The organism is Janthinobacterium sp. 64, assembly GCF_002813325.1.
Taxonomy (GTDB): domain Bacteria; phylum Pseudomonadota; class Gammaproteobacteria; order Burkholderiales; family Burkholderiaceae_D; genus Janthinobacterium.
Genome location: NZ_PHUG01000001.1, coordinates 3,523,923 through 3,546,954 on the forward strand (window position 1 = coordinate 3,523,923; position 23,032 = coordinate 3,546,954).

The window sequence follows — 23,032 nt, forward strand, 5'->3', positions numbered from 1 at the left end:
GGAAGCGCCTTGCGGCGTTTCCGGTTTTTTTGCGGCGGGACAGCTTAGGCCGTCAATGCTTCTTTCGCTGCCGACTCTTCCACCACTTCCTCGTCATCCGAGCGGATCAGGTGGTCAAAGGCGGACAGGGCTGCCTTGGCGCCTTCGCCGGTGGCGATGATGATCTGCTTGTACGGCACCGTGGTGACGTCGCCGGCCGCAAACACGCCGGGGATCGAGGTCTGGCCGCGGGCATCGACTTCGATTTCACCGTGGCGCGACAGTGCCACCGTGCCTTTGAGCCACTCCGTGTTCGGCACCAGGCCGATTTGCACGAAGACGCCTTCCAGCTCGACCTTTTTCGACTCGCCGCCGACCCGGTCCGTATAGCTCAGGCCATTGACGATCTTGCCGTCGCCGTGGATCTCGGTCGTTTGCGCCGACGTGATCACGGTCACGTTAGGCAGGCTGTGCAGCTTGCGTTGCAGCACCGCATCGGCACGCAATTCCGCGCCGAACTCGATCAGGGTCACGTGTTTCACGAGACCGGCCAGGTCGATCGCCGCTTCCACACCCGAGTTGCCGCCGCCGATCACGGCCACGCGCTTGCCCTTGAACAGCGGGCCATCGCAGTGCGGGCAGTAGGCGACACCGTGGTTGCGGTATTCCTTCTCGCCCGGCACGTTGATTTCGCGCCAGCGGGCGCCGGTGGCCAGGATCACGGTCTTGGCTTTCAGGATGGCGCCATTCGCCGTTTCAATCTGCACCAACTTGCCCGGCGTCAGTTTCGCGGCGCGCTGGGTGTTCATGATGTCGACGTCGTATTCCTTGACGTGCTGTTCCAGCGCCATGGCGAACTTCGGACCATCGGTTTCCTTGACGGAAATAAAGTTTTCGATGGCAAGGGTGTCGAGCACCTGGCCGCCGAAACGCTCGGCCAGCACGCCCGTCTTGATGCCTTTGCGGGCCGCGTAGATGGCCGCTGCCGCGCCGGCAGGGCCGCCGCCGACGATCAGCACGTCAAACACGTCTTTCTTGTTCAGTGCTTCCGCCTGGCGGGCGCCGGCATTGGTGTCGAGCTTGGCGAGGATTTCCTCGACATTCGTGCGTCCCTGGCCAAAGTGCTGGCCATTGAGGAACATCATCGGCACGGCCATGATTTGCCGCTCTTCCACTTCTTTCGGGAACACGCCGCCATCGATGGTGGTGACCTTGATGCGCGGGTTGATCACGGCCATGGCATTCAAGGCCTGCACCACTTCCGGGCAGTTATGGCAGGAGAGCGAAATAAACGTTTCAAACTCGTAATCGCCGTCGAGGTTGCGGATCTGCTCGATCACGGCGTCGTCGAACTTGATGGTGTGGCCGCCCACTTGCAGCAGCGCCAGCACCAAGGAGGTAAATTCGTGGCCCAGCGGTACACCGGCGAAACGCACGCCGATGTCGGAGCCGGTACGGTTGATGCTGAACGACGGGGCGCGTACGCCAGCGTCAAGGCGCTCGACCAGCGTGATCTTGTCGCTCAACAGGACTATTTCCTGGAGCAATTCCTTCATCTCGCGGGCTTTTGCGCTGTCATCGAGAGAAGCGACCAGCTCAAGCGGATACACCACTTTTTCCAGGTAGGATTTCAGTTGGGTTTTGAGGGTGGCATCTAACATGATTATTTCTTCCTTTACAAATATTTAGGCGTATGCCGGGCCGGACGCCCGGTCCGGCATCGCGGTAACTACTTGTTTGCTACGTGTTGCATCGAGACTTAGATCTTGCCAACCAGGTCCAGCGATGGGGTCAGGGTTGCTGCGCCTTCCGTCCATTTGGCTGGGCACACTTCGCCTGGGTGAGCGGCAACGTATTGAGCTGCCTTAACTTTGCGCAACAGTTCCGATGCGTCACGGCCGATGCCGTTGTCATGCACTTCCAGCACTTTGATGAAGCCGTCTGGATTGATGACGAAGGTACCGCGCAGTGCCATGCCTTCTTCTTCGATCATGACTTCGAAATTGCGCGACAGGGTACCGGTTGGGTCGCCGATCAGTGCGTATTGCACTTTCTTGATCGCGTCCGAGGTGTCGTGCCATGCTTTGTGCGCGAAGTGCGAATCGGTCGAGATGCCGTAGACATCGACGCCCAGCTTCTGGAACTCGGCGTGGTGATCGGCCAGGTCTTCCAGTTCGGTTGGGCAAACGAAGGTGAAGTCGGCTGGGTAGAACACGAATACCGACCACTTGCCTTTCAGCGACGCTTCCGTCAGGTCGACGAATTTGCCATTGTGGAATGCGGTTGCCTTGAATGGTTTAACTTGGGTATTGATGAGCGACATAATCATTTCCTCTCGTGTGGTGAATCAGTAAGACTCTAGTGTAAGGGGTTTTAACCCATATGCAAAATTGATTGTCACAATAGTTTCAATTGGTTTTAACTATCATGGCATCATGGGAACTCCATGATAGGCAGTTCCCACGGGATTGAACAGCGACAAAAAGGATTCCCCTTCCTGCCGCCGGGTCGTTAATTTTTGAGTTCTTCCGGTACTTTGCCGCCGTTTTCCGCCAGCTTGATCATCACCTGGCGATGCAGCCAGATATTCATGCTGGCCGAATCGTTGGTGTCGCCCGTGAAGTGCAGCTCTTGCGCCAGTTCCTTGCGCGAGGCCAGGCTGCTGTCGAGTTGAAGCAATTTCATCAGGTCGACGATGGACGTGCGCCAATTGAGTTTTTCCGCGTTCTTGCTGGCCAGCTCGACCAGCACCACTTCCACGTCCACCACGGGCGCGGCAGCCGCTGGCGCAGCAGGTGCTGCCGCCGGTGCTGCGGCAGGTGCTATCGTGGCGGCGGCCGGCGTGGCTGCCGGTGCGGCGTCGGACGCATGGTGGAAGATTTTGTTGTAGATATTGCTGAAAATGCCCATGAGGTCACCTCGAGTTGAGTGAATGGAAGAAGGTTTGCCTGCGCGCCCGGTTCATGACGCGAACCGGTGACAGCTGGAGCCGGGCGCAGGCGCCAGCCCATCGAGTATAAGCCCGTTCAAGCCGGGAGCCCCGTCCCGCAGGCTTGCGACAAATCTGGTGGCAGGGTATGCCTGTTTCAAGGGTGCAAGGGCTGCTGCGCACGCAGCAGCGCATCGAATGCGTCGATGGCCAGCGGCGGCGCAAACAGCTCGCCTTGCGCAAAATCGCAGCCGATTTCCAGCAGCCGCGCGCGCTGCTCTTCGGTCTCCACCCCTTCGGCGATGACTTGCAAACCCAGCTTGTGCGCCATGGTGACGATGGCTTCGCACAACACCAGTTCGCTGGCGCCGGGCGCCAGCTTGCGCACCAGCACGCCGTCGAGCTTAAGGTAGTCGATGCCGCACTGCTGCAATTGCGTCAGCGAGGCGGGGCCGCTGCCGAAGTCATCGAGGGCAATCTGCAAGCCTGCCTCGCGCAAATACTGCAGCCGCTGCGCCATGCCGCTTCCTGCGCCGGTCCCCAGCAGCGCATCTTCGCGCACGTCGAGCACAATGGCCGAGGCCGGCACATTGAGCGCCAGCAGCTGGCGCAGCCAGGTGCCGGGCGCCTCCACTTCGCGCTGCAATTCCAGCGGCGACTGGTTCAGGCACAGTTGCAGCCCCGGCAAGCCGATGACGTGACCTTGCGCGCGCCAGCGCAGCAACTGCGCGACCGCCGTGCGCAGCACCCAGTCGCCGATGTCGACGATCAGGCCGCTGCTTTCGGCCAGCGCCAGGAAATCCGGCGGGCACACGATGCCCCGCTGCGGATGCTGCCAGCGCAGCAAGGCTTCCGCCTTGGCAAGCTTGCCGCTGTGCAGTTCGACGATGGGCTGGTAATACAGCTGCATCTGCTGTTCGCGCAGGGCCGTGCGCAAGTCCGCCGCCAGGCGCATGCGGTTGACGGCCGCCACCTGCATGGCGGGCGTAAAATAACTGTAGCGGTTGCGCCCCGCCCCTTTCGACACATACATGGCCTGGTCCGCCTGCTTGAGCAAGTCCTCGATCGTGCCCGCGTCATCGGGATACAGGGTGATACCGATCGAGGCCGAGACAAACGCCTGCTCCTGCCCCAGCAGGAACGGCGCCAGCAAGCCGTCGAGTATCTGCCGCGCGATGCGGTCGACTTGCTGCAGATCATCGAGGTCGGACAGGATCACCGTGAATTCATCGCCGCCCAGGCGCGCCACCGTATCCGTCTCGCGCACGCCCACGCGAATGCGCCGCGCCGCCTCGATCAGCAGGATATCGCCCTGGTGGTGGCCGAGGGTATCGTTGACTTCCTTGAAATGGTCGAGGTCGATGAACAGGATGGCCACGCGGCTCGTATCGCGGCGGCCTTGCGCCAGCGCTTGGCGCAGGCGCTCGTGGAACATGCGGCGATTCGGCAATTGCGTCAGGGTATCGAAATTGGCTTGCTGCCAGATCAGCGCTTCCGTTTGCCGCTTGTCCGTCACGTCTTCCAGCATGCACAGGTGGTGCGGTCCACCATGGCGCGCCGTGGCGATGGCCGTCACCGACGCATCGACCCACACCACGCCGCCATCGGGACGCACGATGCGCTTGGCGTGGCGGAAACCCGGCATGCGCTGCGCCAGCAGCTGCGCCACATGTGCCTGCTCACCGGCCACGTCGTCGGGATGGCTGATCTCCATCCAGCTCGACCGCTTCATCTGCTCCAGGCTGCGCCCGGCGATGGCCAGATAGCGCGGATTGATATCAAGAAACTGTCCGCTCACGGTATCGATCAGGGCGATGCCCATCGGTGCTTCCTCAAACATGGTGCGAAAGCGCAATTCCCCCTGGCGGATGGTTTCTTCCGTGCGGCGGCGCTCGCGCGCCAGATTACTGAAGTGAAAGGCAGCCGAGACGGCCAGCAAGCTGCCCGCCACGCCCAGCGACAGGTACAGCCAGCCCAGGTCGGCGCCCGGCACGGGGTGATACAAAAAGCCCTGGTAGGCGCGGCTGTCCGTGGCATTGCGCGGCAGCACGCCCATGGCGGCATAGGTGTCGGCGATATGCTGCCAGCGCTGGGGATTCATGTAGCCAGGTTCCACCAGCACGGGCTGCAGCAGCAATTCCATCTGCTGCGCCTCGTACAGCAGATGATCGCGGTCGTGGCGCTGGCTGTATTTGACGTGGATCACATCCGCCATTTCCTCGCGGTGCGCCATCGCGTATTGCCAGCCGCGCAGGCTGGCCGCGCGGAACGCTTTCACGCGCTCGGGATGCCGGCGCAGTTCGTACTCGCTGGTAAACAGGTTGTCGCCGTAGAAATCGATGCCGGCCGTGCGCGGCGTGAATTGATAATAGGGAAAGCCCGCCCGGTCCAGGTAATCCGGTTCGTTGGTGGAATACGCGGCTATCGCGTCGACCTTGCCATTGATAAAATCCTCGATCCGGTAGCTGGGCGGCAAATGGCGCATCTGCTGTGGCGCGACGCCCATTTTTTGCAGAAACAGCGACACTTCATCGGAGGCAAGGGCCACATCGCCGGCCGCACCGATCATCACGGGCGCCCCCACGAGCTTGCGCACATCGGGCGCGCCGCCATGCTGGCGCATCAGCAGCACGCTGGGCGAATGCTGGAACACCACGGCCAGCACCACCACGGGCTTGCCGGCCAGGCGGCTGAGCAGCAAGGTGCTGTTACCCACGCCATATTCGGCCTGGCCCGTCAGCACGGCGGCCTCGGCAGGCGGCACGCCGCTGCCTTCGACCAATGTCACCTCCAGCCCCGCGTCGCGGTAGTAACCTTGCTCGATGGCCGCGTAATAGCCGGCAAACTGGAACTGGTGCGTGAAATTGAGCTGCAGGGAGACGGCTTCCAGCGCCCGGGCGGGCATGGCCAGGCCCAGCAGCAGGAAGAAACAGCAGCGGAAAGCGTCGGGTGCTTTCATCGGCATGGCGCAACACCACAGGAAGCTGCCAAGCTGGCAGGGGTGAGGCTATTGTAGCCGCCCCTTTTGCCGATGGATAATTATTTCACTAGGGACAATAATGTTGATGTTTTTGGCCAAACAATCTGGCCTTTGTTTGCGCTAGAACACGACGCCAGCCACCAAAATGATGTTGGCATACGGACTGCACTCCCCCGTACGCACAATGGCGCGCGCACCCTTGCTCAATTGCTTGAACTCCTCGTGCGTCACCTGGCGCGCATCGGGCAAGGCCAGGGCCGCCACCTGCGCCGCCATGGCCGGATTATGCTGCGGCAACTCGCTGGCGAGCAAATGGTATTCCACCTGCATTTCGCTCAGCACCGTGTTCACGGTATCGATGAAGCCGGGGATACCGCGCGTCAGGGCCAGGTCGATCAGGGGCACCCCCGGCTGCGAGGGCAAGCCCGCGTCGCCGATGACGAGCATGTCGCCATGGCCGAGCGAGGCGATCAGTTGCGACAGTGCGATATTGAGCAGCGGTGATTTTTTCATGGGTTCAGAACAGCTCGTGCAAGTGGGGGATCGAGGTTTGCGCGCCGGGCTTGGTGACGCTCCAGGCGGCCGCGCGCTGGCCTTGGCCAATCGCTTCCGCCTCATCCATGCCGGACGCCAGGCCCGCCACAAAGCCGCCGATGAAGGTGTCGCCGGCGGCCGTCGTGTCGACGGCTTGCACGGCTTCGGCCGGAAACGTGAAATCACCGCCATACAGGGCCGCGTGCACGCCCTTGGAGCCCAAGGTAATGATGACGTTGTCGCTGCCCAGCTTTTGCAGCGCGGCGGCCAGCGCCGCGGCGTCCGCGCCATCCGGGCTGACGCCGGCCAGCATGGCCGCTTCGATTTCATTCGGAATCAGGTAGTCGACCAGCTCCAGCACGCCTTGCGGCAGGCTGGCCGCCGGGGCCGGGTTCAGCACCACGGTCTTGCCCAGCGAACGGGCCAGTTTGATCGCATGCACGACGGTGGCCATCGGCGTTTCCAGTTGCAGCACGACGATGTCGGCCTGCTCGATCAGCTCTTTTGCCGCGTCGATGTGCGCGGGGCTCAATAAATCGTTGGCGCCGCCCGCGATCACGATGCTGTTCTGGCCATTGTCGTCGACGAGGATCGAGGCGATGCCGGACGCGATACCGGGCAAGGTCGTGATGTGGCTGTCGATGATGCCGTCGCCCACGAGCGCCGCGCGCAAGGTCGCGCCAAAGGCATCGTCGCCCACGCAGCCGACCATGGCCACTTGCTGGGCGCCCGCCACTTTGCCGCTCAGGCGCGCGCAAGCCACGGCCTGGTTGGCGCCCTTGCCGCCCGGAATGGTTCGAAACGCGCCGCCCGTCAGGGTTTCGCCGGGGAGGGGCATGCGCGGCACGCGCAAGACCAGGTCCATATTGATGCTGCCGATAACCACGATCATGATGTCATTCCCATCAGTTCAGTTGCAGGTGAAGAAAAAGGTGCTGGAAAAAGGTGCTGGCGCGGGCGCCGCGCTGGAGCCGCGCACGTGCAGTTCCGGGGCGATGCTGCGCTGCTGGCGCGGCAAGGCGGGGTCGGCGATGCGCGCCAGCAGGCAGGCAGCCGTGATGTGGCCCAGCTCGCGCGTGTTTTGCGCCACGCTGCTCAAGGCCGGATGCACGAAGCTGGCCAGGTCGATATCGTCGAAGCCGACGACGGCCAGGTCCACGGGCACGGCAATGCCGCGCTCGGCGGCGGCGCGCAAGGCGCCAAAGGCCATCAAGTCATTGCAGCAGAACAGGGCGTCGGGGCGCTCGCTCTTGGGCAGCGCCAGCAAGTCCAGCGCCGCCGCATAGCCGCCCGCGCTCGTAAAATCGCTATGGCGGCACAGCGTATCGGCCAGGACTACGCCCGCGTCCGCCATGGCGCTGCGCACGCCGGCGATGCGCTCATTGGAAATGCTCACTTCGCGCGGGCCGGCGATGCAGGCGAGACGCCGGCGTCCCAGGCCCAGCAAATGGCGCGCAGCCAAGGCACCGCCGGCGCGGTTGTCGACGGCCACGGCATCGATGGACAGGTCGCTGGGCGCGCGGTCGAGCAGCACGGCCGGCACCTTCATCTTGCGCAGCAATTCGCCGTCGCTGTCGGCCAGCGCGGACAGGATCAAGCCGTCGCAGCGCTTGGTCAAGAGCACGTTCAGGTAATCGCGCTGCTTGACGGGGTCGTCATCGGAATTGCACAGAATCACGCTGTAGCCGGCCGCGTAGCAGCTGTCCTCGATGCCGCGCGCCACTTCCGAGAAATATGGATTCGTATTATTCGGAATGATCAGGCCGATGGTGCCCGTGCTGCGGCTGCGCAGGGAACGTGCCAGCGCGCTGGGCACGTAATGCAATTGTTCCACGGCCGCCAGCACGGCGCGGCGCGCCGCGTCGCTGACGGGGCGGGTATTGTTGAGGACGTGCGACACGGTGGTGAACGACACTCCCGCCGCCTGCGCCACTTGTTTGATGGTTGCCATGGGCCAGTATTATGAACGCTCGCCGCGGCGGCGGTAGGTATCGAGCACCACGGCCGCGACGATCACCAGGCCCGTGACGATGCGTTTCACGGGTTCGGACACGCCCACTTGCGCCAGGCCCGCTTCCAGCACGGAAATGATCAATACGCCGATAAAGGTGCTGATGACGGAACCGCGACCGCCCATCAGGCTCGTGCCGCCGATCACAACGGCGGCGATCACTTGCAATTCCATGCCCACGCCGCCGTTCGGGTCGGCCGCTTCCAGGCGCGACACCTGGAACAGCGCGCCCACGCCGGCGAGGAAACCCATCAAGGCAAACACCAGCACTTTTGACGGTTTTGTATTGATGCCCGACAAACGCACGGCTTCTTCATTCGTGCCGATGCCGATCCAGTGGCGTCCCAGCACCGTGCGCGTGAGCACCAAATGGCCGATGACGACGATGGCGATGGCGGCGATGAAAGCGGGCGACAGGCCGAAGGCGATCGGCGAGCTGATGCCATCCACGGCGCTGCCGATGTATTCCGTGCGCGAGTTCGTCACCTGATACGCCATGCCGCGCGCCATTTCCAGCACGCCCAGGGACACGATGAACGAGGGTATGCGCCAGCCGACGGAAATCAAGCCCGTCGTCGCGCCGCACAGGGCGGCAACGAACATGCCCAGCAAGGCCGCGCTCCACACGGGCCAGCCCCAGTGCACGACAGCCAGCGACAGCACGGAAGCGGCCAGCGCCATGACGGAGCCGACCGATAAGTCGATGCCGCCGATGATCAACACAAAAGTCATGCCGACCGCCATCACGACCAGGGTCGGGATATTGTTCGACAGGGTGCTGAGGGTGGCGAGCGTAAAGAAATTTTCGCTGGCAAACGAGAACAGCACGCACATGGCGACCAGGGCGCCGATCAGGCCCGCATAGTTTTTCAGGTCGGCCAGGCTGCGCTGCAGATACGATGGGGAAGAGGTAGTGGTCATGGGAATCTTTCCGGCGGATCAGGCCGCAGCTGGAGTGGAAGTGGGGGTCAAATAGCCGGAGAAGGCGGCCGACAGCAGCGCATCCTGGCTCCAGGCGCCGCGCTCGAAGGTGTCGACGATGCTGCCGGCGCTCATGACGGCGATGCGGTCGCAGATCAGCATCAGTTCGCGCAAGTCGCTCGATACAATGACGAGGCCCTTGCCCTGGCGCGCCTGTTCAGCCAGCACCTGATAAATATCAAACTTGGCGCCGATATCGATGCCGCGCGTGGGCTCGTCGAACAGCATCACAGGGCAATCGCGGTACAGCCAGCGGGCGATCACGACCTTTTGCTGGTTGCCGCCGGACAGCTCGGCCACCGTTTGCGCGCTGTTGCGCGAGCGGATGCCGAGGCGCTCGATGTAATCGTCGGCCACCGTCGCTTCGGCCGCATCGTTGAGCCAGCCTGCGCCACTGACGGAGTCGAGCGAGGCCAGGGTCGTGTTGACGGCGATGGACTGGCGCAACAATAAACCTTGGCCCTTGCGGTCTTCCGTGATCATGGCGATACCGGCTTTCACGGCTGCCTGCGGCGAAGTCAGAGCGGCCGGCGTTTCACTGTCGCCGAGGAACACCTCGCCGGCATCGGCACGGTCGGCGCCGAAGATCAGGCGCAGCAATTCCGTGCGGCCCGAGCCGATCAGGCCGGCGATGCCGAGGATTTCGCCGGCGCGCAAGTCGAACGAGGTCGGGTTGACGACCTTGCCGCGCGCCAGTCCCCGCACGCGCAGCAGCGGCGCGCCGATGGTGCGCCCGCTCAGGTCCACCGCATCGTCGGCCGAGCGGCCCACCATCAGGCTGACCAGGTCGGCTGCGGAATGGCCCGCGATGTCGTCGTCGCACACGAGCTGGCCATCGCGCAGCACGGCGATGCGGTCGGCCACGCGCTTGAGTTCTTCCAGGCGGTGGGAAATATAGATGATGCACACGCCTTCGGCTTTCAGGCGCTCAATTTGCAGGAACAGCAATTCCACTTCGCGGTGCGTCAGCATGGCCGTCGGCTCATCTAACACCAGCAAGCGGCAGGCACCGATCAAATTGCGCGCGATTTCGATCATTTGCTGGTGGCCGATACCGAGTTCGCCCACGAGGGTCCACGGATCGAGGCCACCCAGGCCTACTTTTTCCATCTGTTCGCGCGCGTCGCGTTCGAGGCGCGTACGGTCGATGAAGCCGAAACGCTGCGGCAGATTTTTCAGGTACAGGTTTTCCGCGATCGACAGGGTGGGGATCAGATTGAGTTCCTGCATCACCATGCGGATGCCCAGCGCCTCGGCGGCGCCGCGCGAAACGGGCTGGTAAGGCTTGCCGTCAAGCAGCATCGTGCCCGTCGTGGCTTGCTCCAGGCCGCAGATGATCTTCGACAGGGTGCTTTTACCGGCACCGTTTTCGCCCGTCAGCGCCAGCACCTGGCCAGGGGCGAAGCGCAAGCCCACGCCGCCCAGCACGGGGCCGACATAGGACTTGCCGATGTTATCAAGTGTTAACAGGGGAATGGCGGCTGACGCCGGGGGTATGTCGATGGGCATGATAAAACTCCGCGGTAGTGGCGGCGGGGCCAGCGGCGCCTGCTCGGTGAGCAAGCGCCGCCGGCCCCGGCGGGATCAAACGATCAGGCGATCAGGACTTGGCGCCTTTGGCAACCAGTTCGACCTTGGTTTCGATGACGCCACCGAGCTCGGCCTGTTTCTTCTTCTGCGCCAGGGCTTTCAGCACGGTCTCGATGCCGAACACGGCTTGCTGCGAACCGAACTGGTCGGCGGTAGCCAGCACACGGCCATCGGCCAGCATCGGCTTGATGGCGTTGATGTTGTCGTAGCCGACGACCAGCACTTTGCCCGTTTTTCCGGCCGCCTTGATGGCGGAAATGGCGCCGATGGCCATGTTGTCGTTACCGCACAGCAAAGCCTTGATATTCGGGTTGGCGTTCAGCATGGCGGCCGCGACCGTATTGGCAGGGGCGATTTCCCACTGGCCCGACTGTACGCTGACGACCTTGGCGCCGGCCGCGTTCATGGCGTCCTGGAAGCCCAGGGTGCGCTGCTGCGCGTTGTAGGTGGTCGACACGCCTTCGATGATGCCGACCGGATCGCCCTTCTTGATCTGCTTGGCCAGGAAGTCGCCGACGACCTTGGCGCCCTTGCGGTTGTCAGGGCCGACGAACGGCACGCTGATGCCCTTCTCTTTCAGGGCGCCTTCGTCGAGCTTGTTGTCGATATTGACGACGATGATGCCCGCGTCGATGGCTTTCTTCAGCACCGGCACCAGCGCTTTCGAGTCGGCCGGCGCGATCACCAGCGCGTTGACGCGCGAAACGATCATTTGCTCGACCAGCTTGATCTGGCTCGACGTATCCGTCTCATCCTTGATGCCGTTCGACAGCAAGTCGTACTTGGCGGCATTGGCCTTCTGATGCGCCTTGGCGCCATTTTCCATGGTCAGGAAAAATTCATTGGCGAGCGACTTCATCACCAATGCGACCTTCGGTTTGGCAGGTGTCTGCGCCATCGCCGGCACGGCGGGCAAGGCACACACGAGGACAGCGGCGGCAATCATTTTCAGGCGAATACGGGATGTCATGAGCGTCTCCAGAGTTGTTGGTCAAGCACGTGTACTGCATGCTTTTATGGAATTTCATTACGCGCAAACGTTTGCGCGCAGCGAATAGTGCCTCAATGCCCTATTACAGTGCAAGCAAAACTGTATGTGCGGTGCAGCAAAAAGGCAGCGCCCAGAGGGAAACATCCAGGCTGATGCGATCAGCCTGGCGAGGGGACATGCGTGGATTCAGGACTTTGTTGCGGGACGGGCGCTGGCCCATTGCACGGCCAGCACGCTGGCCAGCACCAGCAGCAAGCCCAGCATCGACCAGCCCGTCATGGCCTGGCCCAGCAATGCCCAACCCAGCACGACGGCCATCAGGGGACTGAGCAAGCCCAGCGAGGACACGGCCACGGGCGACAGGCGGCTGATGCCGCGGAACCACAAGGCGTACGCCAGCAGGGCGCCGGCCAGGCACAGGTAGGCATAGGCCAGCACTTGCTGCAGGGATAATGCCGGCAGCGGTGCATCGGCCAGCCAGGCGACGGGCGCCAGCATCAGGCCGCCGAGCAGCAATTGCCAGCCCGTCAGCGCCAGCACGGGCAAGTCCGGCTTCCAGCGCCGCGTCAGATAGGTGCCGGCCGCCATGCAAGCCGTGCCGCCCAGCGCGGCGGCGATGCCGACGGGTTCCCACACCGTGCGCGGCGACAACAATAAAACGCCCATGCCAGCCACGCCCAGCACGCTGGCCAGCAAGGCCAACCGGGCCGGACGGCGCCCTTCCACGCCCCAGGCCAGACCCATCACCAAGAGCGGCTGGATGGCGCCCACCACGGCCGCCAGGCCGCCCGGCAAACGGTAGGCGGCGACGAACAGCAGCGCCTGGAACACGCCGATATTCAGTGCGGAAAGCATCAGCACGCGCATCCAGTCACGCCGCGCGGGCAGCCGCCGCATGACCAGCAGCAACAGCAAGCCGGCCGGCAACACGCGGATCAGGGCCGCCGTGAAGGGCCGGTCGGGCGGCAGCAGTTCGGACGTGACGATATACGTGGAACCCCAGATCAGGGGCGCCAGCGCCGTGAGCAGAATGTCGCCCCAGGCGGGACGGGCAGCGGAGGCAGGCATCAACTATCTCGACATTAAGATAAAAATTCAGTGTGGGTGCAAACTATCTTGATGTCAAGGTAAATGGGCGTGCACACCGCTGCCTGCGGACGTAAAAAAGCCCGGCATGGCCGGGCTCGGGGAAGCAGATCAGGCGGCAAGCTGCGCCGCCTGACAGATGCTCAATTGCGCACGCGCCGCAGCGTCGTCACCCGCACGCCGCCCATGCTGATCTGCGCCGTGCTGCCATCGTCGCTGACGATAATATCCATGGCCGCTTCGCCCGCGCCTTCCGGCGCGATCGTCACGGTATTGCCCTTGGTGGTGAAGGTGGCCTTGGTCGAGGTCCCGTTATTGATCACGCTGTCACTGGTAAATTCCAGGACGTTGCCCATCGCCGCCTGCCATTTTCCCACCGCCGGATGGCCGCCAAAGCGGAACGCGCTTTTCAGCTTGTCCAGCATGCCCGCGCCCTGCACGGCCGACGCTTTGCCGATCACACCGCTCATGGCCGCCTGGCTCATCTGCGTTTCGTCGATGACTTGCCACTGCTTGTCGACCAGCGCCAGCGGCAACCGCACTTGCAGGTCACCGTCCGGCAAGCGCTCCAGGATCAGTGCGCGGTCCGCCGACTTGGCGAACCACGCTGCCTCATCGGTCAGCGTCAGGGTGGCCTTGGCCATCGCCACGTGCTGTGCGCCCAGGTCGCGCACCTGGTCGTAGCCGCTGACCTTGGCCACTTTCACGCCCTTGGCCACGCACAGCTTGTCGCCGCGCAAGGCCGCCTTGCCCGGCGCGGCCAGCGCGTAGACGAATTGTGATTGCGCAATCCAGCCACCGCTGCTTTGTTCCACGGGTGCGGCGTACAGCCCGCTACGCACGAGGATATCCAGCCATTGCCGAGTGGAACTGTCGTACGAGGCCACGCGGATTTCTTCCTTTTGGTACGGCAAGTTGGTGAGGCACAGCAATTTGTCGCGCGCCGCCTCGTCGGCCGCCAGATGGGCATCGATGGCGCGGCTGAAACTGCCGGCCGAGGCCGCCTCTGGCGCCAGCAGCCACGCCAGCGCGCCACCGGCCACGATGACCACCGCCAGCACGCCGCCGGCGATCATGACGTGGCGCCGCTTCACGCCGGACAGCGCCGGCGTCGCGGCAGCTGCAGCTGCAGCTGCCGGTACAGATGCGGGCGCGGGCGCCGGTGCGGCGTTGACAGCCTTGCCGCATTCATCGCAAAAGCGCGCGCCCGGGGCATGGGCCGTGCCGCATTTGGTGCAGAAGTGAGCCATGGTGTGCCTTACTTGAGTTTATGCGCGCATTCACCGCAGAACACGTCATCGGACGCGACCGGTGCCTTGCAATTCGGGCAAGCCGGCGCAGCGGCTGGAGCGGCTGGAGTGGCTGGAGCGGCCGGAGCGGCCGGAGCCGTCGCCTGCTCGGCCAGGGCGCGCGCACGTTCACGCGCTTCCTCGGCCTTTTTCTTGACCACCGCCAAGCCATCGTTCAGGCTCGCTTCCGAGGCGCTGAAATCGACATTGCGCGTGGCGTTCAGGTAAATGATGCACACGCCCTTGGTGAAGATCAGGCCAGGCACAACGGCCGCGGCCGCCATCAGCAAGCCGCCGCCGAGGCCGGCAGCGATGATATAGCCGGAACCGCTGCCGCCACCCAGACCCGAGGCCAGCGCGTACATATTCATCTGGTCGCCCAGACCCAGGATGCCAGCCGACATGCCCGTGGTCAGCGACACGCCCGTGCCCAGCACGCCAAAGATCAGCAGCGCGGTAAACGACGTGATCAGGAACAGCAGCACTTCCAGCAGGATCACCGACACCAGTTTGGTGCGCACGATCAGGTTCAGGCGGGCAATGATCTGGAACACGCTGGCGCCCGACCAGGCGGCAGGGCCGGCCAGTGGCAGCATCACGTAGAACAGCGCAAACACCAGCACGCCCAGCACGATGGCCGACAAGGGGAAGACCACCGCGTACAGCACGGGGCCCAGCACGGGGATTTTGCAGACGAACAAGATGATGGCGATGGCGATCATGGCCGCCAGCACGATCAAAAATTCCAGGAAGACGACGGCGATCAGGCGGTGGCTGGTGTACAGCGAGACGAGCACGGCATCAACCAGGCTCATGCCTGGCTGGCCCTGCGCATCGCGCATCAGCAGGATGCCCACGGCGTTGGAACCGTAAAACATCACGAGGAAGGCCATCAAGCCGCCCAGGAAGACCAGCAGTGCGCTGCTCATGCTGCCGGCGAGCATGATCAGCAGGCCACCGACGAGCACGGCACCGATGAAGGTCAGGGCCAGCAAGGCAATCGCGCGGAAATTTTTGATGGCGTCGGTCGCTTCGATCAGCGATCCCACGGCGGAGGAAAAGGGAAACGGTTTATGTTCTTCTGTGGAAATTGTCATGTCTAGCCTGAAAGGGGAAAATCGGGATGGGGCGGCCAGTCTGGCCGCCCCGTGGTAGTTAGTAGGCCAGCGCCAGTTGCAGCTCGCCCGCAGGCGCCTGGCGCTGGACGATCTGCAGTTTGACGTCCTGGCCGCCGACACGCTTGCTATTCAGGTACAAGGCGGTACGCACGGGGTAAATACCCTGCGGCACGCCTTCTGGCATGGGGATCGAAAAGCCGCCCTTGTAGGCGCCGCTGCCGTTATTGCTGCTGACCACCTTGCGCACAGTTTTGATCAGATCGCCATTCGGCTTGTACAGGCTCAATTCTTCTTCCACCAGCGGGTTCGGATCGCGCGTGCCGGCCGCCACTTCGATATACGAATTGGTCTGCGCCTTCTGGCCCGGACGCACGGAAGATGGCGTAAAGCCCGTCTCGTATTTCACCAGGGTCGACTGCTCGGGCAGCTTGCCCTTGTTGGCCACCTTGTAGTCGGCCTGCACTTGCTGCGCCGTCTTGACTTGCTGGCTTTGATAATTCAGGGCCACGCAGGCGAGCGCGCCCAGGCTGGCGCCCAGTGCCGCGCCGCGCACGGTGTTGTTGCCACCGCCCAGCAAGCCGCCCACGACGGCGCCGATGCCGGCCAGCATGGCCGTATTGCATTCACCGCTGGCCGCTTCCGTGCCTGCGGTAGTGGTGCCGGTGGCGCCAGGGCCACCGGGCGCGGCGCAGCCGGCCAGCATCGAGGACACGACCAGCAGCGCTACCATGGGCTTGGCAATTTGTTTCAAGTTTTTCACGTTATTCTCCGAAAGAATCAAAATAGGGGGAAGGCAAGCAGCGCGGCTTACTCGATCTGGATTTGCGACAGCGCCTTGTCTTGCGCTTCTTTCGCCTTGCGCTTGATGTCCTGCGCAGGGCGGTTGCCCTTGTCCATGCGCAACACGGCATTCGCGTTGGCAATGGCACAGTCGTATTTGCGCTGGCTCATGCAGTGGCTCGCTTCCGACAGGCTGTCCGTGATCACGCTTTCCAGGCCCGTCGTCTGTTTGACAGGCGCCGGTGGCGGGGTCACCTTGACGGGCTTGGCCGGTTTTTCCACGACAGGGGCTGGGGCCGGTGCTGGAGCCGGAGCCGGCTCGGGTGCCGGAGCAGGCGCTGCCGCTGGCTCAGGCTCCGGTTCGGCAGCAGGTGTCGCGGCAAGGTCGCCCGCCGTGCCGCCATCGAGCGCAGCGTCATCGATGGCCAGCGGCTGCTCGGCGGCAGCCGGCGCGTCATCGGCAGGAACAGTCGGTGCGGGGATTGGCGCGGGCGCGGAAGGCTTGCCTGACAGGTAATAGTACCCCCCTGCCGCAGCCACGACCACCACCGCCGCGACGGCAGCGGCGATCAGTTTCATGCGCTTGCCGCCGGCCGGGCTGTCGGATGGCGTTTCCGCTACGCTGGCGGCTGCGGGAGCAGGTTCTGGCACCGGTGCTGGGACAGGATCGGCACGGCGCTTTTCCAGCACGGGCGGTGGCGCAGGTGGCGCGACCGGTTCCGCCACCGGTACCGGGGCAGGCTCAGGCACGGACACGGGCTCAATGACAGGTTCAATGACAGGTTCAATGACGGGCGCAATCACCGGCGCAATCACCGGTTCTGGCAGAGGCGGTGGCACCGCTGCGGCCACCGGCGCCACGGCAAAGCTGAACGCGCACTTCGGGCAGAACCGGGCGTCCGGCTTGCAGTCATGGCCGCACTGGCCGCAGGATTTTCCCGGTACCGGGGCGGCATCGCTGGCGGCAACGGCGAACGTCGTGCCGCAGGAAGAACAGAATTTGGCGCCCGTTTTATTCTCGGCCAGGCAGGAAAGGCATTTCAATTGGCATCTCTTTTCATCTAAACGCTGTGAGCCGCGTACGCTGGCGATTGCCAGAATGGCAGTATTGTTGACGTACGGCTAAATGTTCAACGAGTATATTTTCAAATACCAAGTTGCCACAAGGGAAAATTGCCTTTTGCTCTATTCAATTTTTAAATATTGGTAAAAACCCTGCCGCCACGGCGTGCTGCGCCCCATGTTGGTGCGCAGACGACAAAAAACCCGGCAACGCAGTGTGCGTTGCCGGGCTTCAGCCGATGCCGGGAACAGTGACGCTAGCTTACTTGCGTCCCCCCCGTGCCGGTGCGGCATGGCCGCCCTTGGCGGGCGGCTTGCTGCCACGGCCCATCGGCACGGCGGCCGGCTTGGCCTTCGTCTTGATGGTCGACAAGATCGACGGACGCACTTTCGATTCGACGGCTGTCGCCTTTGGCGCGGCGGCCGTGCCGCCCAGGGCGATGCGGTTCTTGCCCGGCGTGACCTTGAACTTGTCCGGCGTGCCGGCGCCATGCGTCTGGCGGCTGCGTTCGCCTGCGGCCAGGCCGCCCGACTCGGACGAGGTCCAGGCTGGGATCAAATGCTTGTCGCCATTGCCGATCAAGTCGCCACGGCCCATGTTGACCAGCGCTTCGCGCAAAATCGGCCAATTGGCCGGGTCCTGGTAGCGCAGGAAAGCCTTGTGCGTGCGGCGGATCTTGCCGCTGCGCGCCGTTTCCACCACTTCCGAGTCTGCCGTGACCTTGCGCAAAGGATTCTTGCGCGTGTGGTACATGGTCGTGGCCATGGCCATCGGCGTGGGCATGAAGGTTTGCACCTGGTCCAGCTTGAAATTGTTTTTCTTCAGCCACAGGGCCAGGTTCAGCATGTCCACATCCGTCGTGCCCGGATGGGCGGCGATGAAGTAGGGGATCAGGTATTGCTTCTTGCCCGCTTCCAGCGAGAAACGGTCGAACATTTCCTTGAACTCGTCATACGCGCCGATGCCGGGCTTCATCATCTTCGACAAAGTGCCCTCTTCCGTGTGCTCGGGCGCAATTTTCAAGAGGCCGCCGACGTGGTGCGTCACCAGTTCCTTCACGTATTCGGGCGAACGCACGGCCAGGTCGTAGCGCAAGCCCGAGCTGATCAGCACTTTCTTGATGCCCGGAATGGCGCGCGCCTTGCGGTACAGCGAGATGAGCTTGCTGTGGTCCGTGCCCAGGTTGACGCAGATGGACGGGTACACGCAGGACAAGCGGCGGCACGACACTTCGATCTCTTTGTCCTTGCAAGCGAGGCGATACATATTCGCCGTCGGGCCACCCATATCGGAAATGGTGCCCGTAAAACCTTTGGTTTTATCGCGGATATGCTCGATTTCACGCAGGATCGACGGTTCCGAGCGGCTCTGGATGATGCGGCCTTCGTGTTCCGTGATCGAGCAGAAAGTACAGCCGCCGAAGCAGCCGCGCATGATGTTGACGGAAAAGCGGATCATTTCCCAAGCGGGAATATGCGCCTTGCCATAGCTCGGGTGCGGGGCGCGCGCGTAATTCATGTCGTACACGCCATCCATCTCATCCATGGCCAGCGGCAGCGGCGGCGGGTTGAGCCACACGTCGCGTTCGCCGTGCGCCTGCACCATGGCGCGCGCGTTGCCGGGATTCGATTCCAGGTGGAACACGCGCGAGGCGTGCGCATACATGACGGGGTCATCCTTGACGACGTCGTAGGCGGGCAGGCGCACGACCGTCTTGTCGTGCTTTTCCTTGGCCATGGCCAGGCGCTCTTCGCGGCTCATGATGCGGATCGGCTTGATGACTTCGGCTGATTTCGACGCATTTTCCGTGGCGCAGGCGGTCTTGTCTTCCTGCACCATCTCGTACGGGCTGTAGTGCGGATCGACCTTGCCGGGCACGTCGACGCGGGTGGAATTGTGCACGCCCCAGTCGTCGCCGGGCAGCCAGCCGGATGGCACCATGAAGGCCGTGCCGCGCAAGTCGCGGATATCCTTGATGTGTTCGCCGGCGGCCAGACGGTGCGTCAGGTCGACCAGCGCCCGCTCGGCATTGCCGAAGATCAGCAAATCGGCCTTGGAATCGGGCAAGACGGAACGGCGGACCTTGTCCGACCAGTAATCGTAATGGGCGATGCGGCGCAGCGACGCTTCGATGCTGCCGATGACGATGGGCACGTCGGGATACGCTTCGCGCGCGCGCTGGGCGTACACGGTGACGGCGCGGTCCGGGCGTTTATTCGGTTCCGCGTTCGCCGTGTAGGCGTCGTCGGAGCGGATCTTGCGGTCGGCCGTGTACTGGTTGACCATGGAATCCATGTTGCCGGCAGTAATGCCGTAGTACAAACGCGGCTTGCCGAGGATGCGGAAGGCGTCGGCCGACAGCCAGTCGGGCTGGCTGATGATGCCGACTCTGTAACCTTGCGCTTCAAGCAGACGGCCCACTAAAGCCATGCCGAAACTCGGATGGTCGATGTAGGCGTCGCCCGTGACGAGGATGACGTCGCACTGGTCCCAGCCCAGCGCGTCCATCTCGGCACGCGACATCGGCAGGAAAGGCGCCACGGCAGCGCGGGCAGACCGCTTGGGAACGGTCGCAAATAAATTGGTAGGGGAGCTCATAGGGTACGGATTGTACCGGAATTGGCCATTTCCAACCTGACGGCCTGCTTTTTACTGTTGGATTTCAGTACAAAAAACGTTTATTTTTCAACTACTTGGGAGAAACGGTCCCTTGGGGTCAGACCCGCCGGGTCTGACCCCAGATGTTGCTTTAGGGTTAAATTAAATACCCATATTAGCTAAAATCTCACCCAACTCCCGCAACGCCGGCTCCAGTTTCGGATGCTTGACGGCGAACTTGGCCGACAATTCCTGGCTGCGCTCGGCCAGGCCATAGGTGGTCGACTCTTCGTCCTGTTCCTGCGCGGCGCGCTTTTCCAGCAGCAGCTGAATATCACCATTGAGCTTTTGCAGCAAACCATGCGTTTCTTCATCCACAGGATCGCCAGATGCGATGGTCGATTGCAGCTGTTGCAGCGATTCCTTGAGTTTGCTATCCATATCTTTTTCCTGTCAGTCAGTAAATTGCGTGTCCAGGAACAATTGTTCCACCTTGCTCCTGGCCCACGGGGTCTTGCGCAAAAACTTCAGGCTCGACTTGATGCTGGGATCGCTGATGAAGCAATTGATATCGATGTGCTTGGCCAGGCCGTCCCAACCGTAGTGGGCGTGCAGGCGCGTCACGATACCTTCCAGGGTAATGCCATTCAAATCTTGCTGACTCATATACTCTTTCGACTGCCTACTTATTGACATCTTACTCAATTCTACGCCGCCGGCACAGAAAGCTTGCGTGCGCCAGGTCAACGCAACGCAAGCTTCTGATGAGGACGTCTTACTTGGTGTTCAAACCGCGGCGCTCCAGCAGCGGTTCGACGGTGGCGTCGCGGCCGCGGAAGTCGCGGAACAGTTGCAGCGCATCGACGCTGCCGCCGCGCGACAGCAACTTGCTGCGGAACCAGTCGCCATTCTTGCGCGTCAGGCCGCCGTTTTCCTTGAACCAGTTGACCGATTCCGCATCCAGTTTTTCCGACCACAGGTAGGCATAGTAGGCCGCCGAGTAGCCGCCCGAGAAGCTGTGCGAGAAGTAACTGGTGCGGTAGCGCGGCGGCACGGGCGCGTAATCGACACCGGCATCCTTCAACGATGCCGCTTCAAAGGCTAGCACGTCGGTCGGGATCTGGCTCGGCGCCAGCTGGTGCCAGCGCTGGTCCAGCAGGGCCGCCGACAGGTATTCCGTCGTCATGAAACCCTGGTTGAATTTCTTCGCCGCCGTGACCTTGTCGAGCAATTCCTGCGGCATGGCCGCGCCGCTCTGGTAGTGCTTGGCGTAGTTTTGCAGCACTTCCGGCCAGACGGCCCACATTTCATTGACTTGCGATGGATACTCGACGAAGTCGCTCGGCACGCTGGTGCCGGCAAAGCGCGGGTATTTCACGTTCGAAAACATGCCGTGCAGCGCATGGCCGAATTCGTGGAACATGGTCGTCACTTCATCGAACGTCAATAGCGTCGGCTGACCGGCCGGTGGCTTCGGAATATTCAACTGGTTGGCCACCACCGGATGCGTGCCCATCAGCATTGACTGCGACACGTATTCATTCATCCACGCGCCGCCGTGCTTGTTGCCGCGCGCATAGAAGTCGGCAATGAACAGGGCCAGCGGCTTGCCATTGGCGTCCGTCACGTCGTAGACGCGCACGTCCGGGTTGTACACCGGCAAATCTTTACGCTCCTTGAAGCTGATGCCATACAACTTGTTGGCGGCAAAGAACACGCCGTTGTTCAACACGCTGTTGAGTTCCAGATACGGTTTCAGCTCGTTTTCATCGAAGTTGAAACGTTGCTTGCGCAGCTTGTCCGTGTAGATGGCCCAGTCGGCCGCTGCCACCTGGAAACCACCTTTTTCCGCATCGACCACTTGCTGCAGGTCGGCCGCTTCGCGGCGCGCATTCGCGACGGCTGGTTTCGCCAATTCCGACAGCAAAGTGTTGACGGCCGTGGTCGTCTTGGCCGTCTGGTCTTCCAGCGAGTATGCGGCGTAGTTGGCGTAACCGAGCAGGGTGGCCCGCTCGGCGCGCAGTTTCGCCAGCTTCAAGACGATGGCGCGGTTGTCGAACTCGCCACCCTGGCTGCCCCGGTTCAAGGAGGCATCCATCAAACGCTGGCGCGTCTTGCGATCCGTCAATACGGCCAGCGGCGGCTGGCCGCTGGTATTCACCAGAGCAATGACGAACTTGCCCGTCAAGCCGCGTTCCTTGGCGGCAGCAGCAGCCGTATCGATATCGCTGTCCGTCATGCCGGCCAGCTCAAGACGCGTGTCGACGACGATGCTTTTGGCATTCGTTTCCTTCAGCACGTTTTGCGCGAAGGCCGTTTCCAGGCCCGCCTGCTCGGCGTTGTAGGCTTTCAGTTTTTCCTTGTCCGCATCGGACAGCTTGGCGCCAGCGCGCACGAAATCCGTGTGATAACGTTCCAGCAAGCGCAGGGATTCGGCATCGAGGCCCAGCTTGTCGCGCTTGGCGTACAGGGTGTCGATGCGGGTAAACAATTTCGGATTCAGGGTGATGGCGTCGCCATGCGCGGCCAGTTTCGGCGACACGTCCACTTCCACCGCTTCGAGCACGCTGTTCGTGTTGGTCGACGTCATGTTGCTGAAGATGCTCTGTACCCGGTGCAGCAGCTGTCCCGTGCGCTCGAGGGCCACGATGGTGTTCTCGAACGTGGGCGCCTGGCGGTTGCTGGCAATCGCGTTGACTTCGGCCAACTGGCGTTTCATGCCTTCGGCAAACGCCGGCGCGTAATGCGCGTCCTTGATCAGGCCGAACTGCGGCATCTGGAATGGCAGCGGGCTCACTTTCAACAGGGGGTTCTGGGCGCTGACGGCAGTGGCGGGCGCGGATTTTGCGGTGGCGGCAGCCATGGCGGATGGGGCGGCGTGGGCCAGCATGACGCTGGCGGCGATGACGAGCAGTTGTGGACGGATCATGACATCTTTCAGGAAGCGCGGGAAGAACCGCGATCGGTCGCGGGCCAGTGGCAGATCATAGCAGCCTGTCACACAGGCGTCATCCAACATGGGCGATCCTGTGGTGCATCACGCCAAATGCATGGTTTACCACGGCATACAATCAACATCGCCAAATAAAAATGGCTGCCAATC

Annotated in this window: 19 protein-coding genes and 1 pseudogene; all 20 read right to left on the reverse strand. The window is 62.7% G+C overall.

Going from position 1 to position 23,032, the window contains the following annotated elements:
- Window positions 1–44: 44 nt before the first annotated feature.
- The 20 genes and pseudogenes from ahpF to CLU91_RS15590 all read right to left on the reverse strand — a co-directional run bounded on the left by ahpF (window position 45) and on the right by CLU91_RS15590 (window position 22,858).
- Window positions 45–1,640, reverse strand: coding sequence for an alkyl hydroperoxide reductase subunit F (gene ahpF, locus CLU91_RS15500; RefSeq protein WP_100874875.1), 1,596 nt, complete (start codon window positions 1,638–1,640; stop codon window positions 45–47).
- 98 nt (window positions 1,641–1,738) lie between these two features.
- Window positions 1,739–2,302: an alkyl hydroperoxide reductase subunit C gene (gene ahpC / locus CLU91_RS15505; protein ID WP_034780873.1), complete on the reverse strand. Its 564-nt coding sequence runs from the start codon at window positions 2,300–2,302 to the stop codon at window positions 1,739–1,741.
- 188 nt (window positions 2,303–2,490) lie between these two features.
- A complete protein-coding gene (locus CLU91_RS15510) occupies window positions 2,491–2,889 on the reverse strand; it encodes a DUF3597 domain-containing protein (RefSeq protein ID WP_100874876.1) in 399 nt (132 codons plus the stop codon).
- Window positions 2,890–3,065: 176 nt separating this feature from the next.
- On the reverse strand, window positions 3,066–5,873 hold the full coding sequence (locus CLU91_RS15515; protein ID WP_232730767.1) for an EAL domain-containing protein: 2,808 nt from the start codon (window positions 5,871–5,873) through the stop codon (window positions 3,066–3,068).
- Between the two features lie 135 nt (window positions 5,874–6,008).
- On the reverse strand, window positions 6,009–6,401 hold the full coding sequence (rbsD, locus tag CLU91_RS15520) for a D-ribose pyranase (RefSeq protein WP_035823039.1): 393 nt from the start codon (window positions 6,399–6,401) through the stop codon (window positions 6,009–6,011).
- A gap of 4 nt (window positions 6,402–6,405) precedes the next feature.
- Window positions 6,406–7,314, reverse strand: a complete 909-nt coding sequence (rbsK, locus tag CLU91_RS15525; RefSeq protein ID WP_100874878.1) for a ribokinase — start codon at window positions 7,312–7,314, stop codon at window positions 6,406–6,408.
- 18 nt (window positions 7,315–7,332) lie between these two features.
- Window positions 7,333–8,373, reverse strand: coding sequence for a LacI family DNA-binding transcriptional regulator (locus CLU91_RS15530; protein WP_100874879.1), 1,041 nt, complete (start codon window positions 8,371–8,373; stop codon window positions 7,333–7,335).
- A gap of 9 nt (window positions 8,374–8,382) precedes the next feature.
- Entirely contained in the window at window positions 8,383–9,354 is a 972-nt protein-coding gene (locus CLU91_RS15535; RefSeq protein ID WP_100874880.1) for an ABC transporter permease, read from the reverse strand.
- Window positions 9,355–9,372: 18 nt separating this feature from the next.
- On the reverse strand, window positions 9,373–10,923 hold the full coding sequence (locus CLU91_RS15540) for a sugar ABC transporter ATP-binding protein (protein WP_100874881.1): 1,551 nt from the start codon (window positions 10,921–10,923) through the stop codon (window positions 9,373–9,375).
- A gap of 91 nt (window positions 10,924–11,014) precedes the next feature.
- Window positions 11,015–11,974, reverse strand: a complete 960-nt coding sequence (locus tag CLU91_RS15545) for a sugar ABC transporter substrate-binding protein (protein WP_100874882.1) — start codon at window positions 11,972–11,974, stop codon at window positions 11,015–11,017.
- Between the two features lie 207 nt (window positions 11,975–12,181).
- Entirely contained in the window at window positions 12,182–13,063 is an 882-nt protein-coding gene (locus tag CLU91_RS15550; protein WP_100874883.1) for an EamA family transporter, read from the reverse strand.
- A gap of 161 nt (window positions 13,064–13,224) precedes the next feature.
- Window positions 13,225–14,331 carry a zinc ribbon domain-containing protein gene (locus CLU91_RS15555; protein ID WP_100874884.1) on the reverse strand — a complete coding sequence of 369 codons (1,107 nt, stop codon included), beginning with the start codon at window positions 14,329–14,331 and terminating at the stop codon, window positions 13,225–13,227.
- Between the two features lie 8 nt (window positions 14,332–14,339).
- The gene (locus tag CLU91_RS15560) at window positions 14,340–15,467 is read right to left on the reverse strand and encodes a zinc ribbon domain-containing protein (RefSeq protein ID WP_100874885.1); all 1,128 of its coding nucleotides are present in this window, start codon (window positions 15,465–15,467) and stop codon (window positions 14,340–14,342) included.
- A gap of 58 nt (window positions 15,468–15,525) precedes the next feature.
- Window positions 15,526–16,248: a hypothetical protein gene (locus CLU91_RS15565; RefSeq protein ID WP_100874886.1), complete on the reverse strand. Its 723-nt coding sequence runs from the start codon at window positions 16,246–16,248 to the stop codon at window positions 15,526–15,528.
- Window positions 16,249–16,295: 47 nt separating this feature from the next.
- A complete protein-coding gene (locus CLU91_RS15570) occupies window positions 16,296–17,018 on the reverse strand; it encodes a hypothetical protein (protein WP_157814709.1) in 723 nt (240 codons plus the stop codon).
- Between the two features lie 186 nt (window positions 17,019–17,204).
- Window positions 17,205–17,312: pseudogene (locus CLU91_RS28830) on the reverse strand (zinc-ribbon domain-containing protein); the annotation flags it as partial.
- A gap of 280 nt (window positions 17,313–17,592) precedes the next feature.
- Window positions 17,593–19,854 (reverse strand): YgiQ family radical SAM protein, encoded by a 2,262-nt coding sequence (locus CLU91_RS15575; protein WP_232730933.1) that lies wholly within the window; start codon window positions 19,852–19,854, stop codon window positions 17,593–17,595.
- A 237-nt stretch (window positions 19,855–20,091) separates the two neighbouring features.
- The gene (locus CLU91_RS15580; protein ID WP_100874889.1) at window positions 20,092–20,370 is read right to left on the reverse strand and encodes a DUF4404 family protein; all 279 of its coding nucleotides are present in this window, start codon (window positions 20,368–20,370) and stop codon (window positions 20,092–20,094) included.
- Between the two features lie 12 nt (window positions 20,371–20,382).
- Entirely contained in the window at window positions 20,383–20,595 is a 213-nt protein-coding gene (locus CLU91_RS15585; RefSeq protein WP_070219603.1) for a VF530 family DNA-binding protein, read from the reverse strand.
- A 109-nt stretch (window positions 20,596–20,704) separates the two neighbouring features.
- Window positions 20,705–22,858, reverse strand: coding sequence for a M3 family metallopeptidase (locus tag CLU91_RS15590; RefSeq protein WP_100876764.1), 2,154 nt, complete (start codon window positions 22,856–22,858; stop codon window positions 20,705–20,707).
- Between the last annotated feature and the right edge of the window lie 174 nt (window positions 22,859–23,032).